The sequence below is a fragment of the Kitasatospora sp. NPDC091257 genome, from assembly GCF_044757675.1.
Taxonomy (GTDB): domain Bacteria; phylum Actinomycetota; class Actinomycetes; order Streptomycetales; family Streptomycetaceae; genus Kitasatospora; species Kitasatospora lactacystinica.
The window spans coordinates 1-1,134 of record NZ_JBIVVI010001836.1; the positions used below are offsets into that span (position 1 = coordinate 1).

1 protein-coding gene is annotated in these 1,134 nt (G+C 76.4%); it reads left to right on the top strand.

The features are described 5' to 3' along the window. Positions 1–34: 34 nt before the first annotated feature. Positions 35–1,134: alpha/beta fold hydrolase (locus ACIQOV_RS42365; protein ID WP_401056599.1), on the top strand; the 1,100-nt coding region annotated here is incomplete at its 3' end.

Consider the following 1,134-nt stretch of genomic DNA (forward strand, 5'->3'; position numbering starts at 1 on the left):
CGCCCCCCGCCGACCGCCCACCCGAGGACGCACCATGGACCATCTGGCAGAGCTCAAGGAGTTCGCCCGGCTGCACGGACGCGGCCAGGGCCTGACGGAGCAGTACGTCCGGTCCGTACTGTCCCGGATCACCGGGGACGAACCCGGCGACCCCGGCTCCTGGGCGCGGGTGTGGACCGCCGAGGGCGACCGGCTGCGGGCCGGCCGCCCGCTCGACGCCTGCCGGCGCTACGCGCTCGCCCGCTTCCCGTACCACGGCGACGAGGACCGGCTGGAGGCCCAGCGCCGCTGCGTCGACGCCTTCGACACCTGGCGGCGCACCGGTCGCAACGGCATCGAGCGGCTGGAGTTCGAGCACCCGGACGGCAACCTGGCGGCCTGGGCGTCCGGCCTGTCGGCCGACCGGCCGCGGCCGCTGCTGCTGATCATGGGAGGCATCGTCAGCGTCAAGGAGCAGTGGGCTCCGACGCTTCCGCTGTTCGCCCGGCTCGGCTTCGCCGCCGTCGCCACCGAACTGCCCGGGGTCGGCGAGAACACGCTTCCGTACCGGGCCGACTCCTGGCGCCTGCTGCCGTACCTGCTGGACCGGCTGGCCGACCGCGCGCGGGTCGCCGAGACGGCGGCGCTCGCCCTCAGCTTCAGCGGGCACCTGGCGCTGCGGGCCGCCGCCGAGGACCCCCGCATCCGCAGCATCCACACCGTCGGGGCGCCCGTCGCCGGGTTCTTCACCGACTCCGCCTGGTGGCCCGAGGTCCCCGGCATCACCGTGGAGACCCTGCGCCGGCTCACCCGGACCGCGGACCGGGACGAACTCCGGGACGTCCTGGCCGGCTTCCCGCTCACCCCGGCCCAGCTCGGATCCGTGGACATCCCGGTCGACTACGTGGCCAGTTCCCGCGACGAGATCATCCCGCAGGGCGAGCACCGCCGGCTGGCGCTGCTGGCACCGCGGGCCCGGTTCAAGGTCTTCGACGACGTCCACGGCTCCCCGGGACACGTCGGGGCGATGCGCCGGTGGCTGATCCTCTCCCTGCTGCGCGCCCGCCTGAGCGAGGGGCGGGGGCCGGCGGCCCCCGCGGCCCGGCCCGGGGCGGGGGGGGGGGGGGGCCCCGGGCGTCCGCGGCAGACACCCGC